Origin of the sequence: Citrobacter sp. Cf125 (assembly GCF_030333935.1) — a bacterium.
Lineage (GTDB): Bacteria > Pseudomonadota > Gammaproteobacteria > Enterobacterales > Enterobacteriaceae > Citrobacter > Citrobacter freundii.
This window is the reverse complement of the sequence record NZ_JAOWEY010000001.1, coordinates 1-246: the sequence shown is the minus strand read 5'-3', so window position 1 is coordinate 246 and position 246 is coordinate 1. Positions and strand designations below refer to the sequence as shown.

The window sequence follows — 246 nt, the reverse complement described above, 5'->3', positions numbered from 1 at the left end:
GATGGTGGAGCTATGCGGGATCGAACCGCAGACCTCCTGCGTGCAAGGCAGGCGCTCTCCCAGCTGAGCTATAGCCCCATCGTAGTTATCTCATTCACCTTAATTCCTGCTGAGACAAGGCGTGGAACGGCGAAGCATACTGAAGTATGCGAGTCGTTTCACAACGCGGTATCAGAAAGAATTTGGTAGGCCTGAGTGGACTTGAACCACCGACCTCACCCTTATCAGGGGTGCGCTCTAACCACC

General features: G+C 54.5%; 1 tRNA gene. It reads right to left on the bottom strand.

Going from position 1 to position 246, the window contains the following annotated elements:
- Positions 1-2: 2 nt before the first annotated feature.
- Positions 3-78, bottom strand: a tRNA-Ala gene (locus OGV89_RS00005).
- Between the last annotated feature and the right edge of the window lie 168 nt (positions 79-246).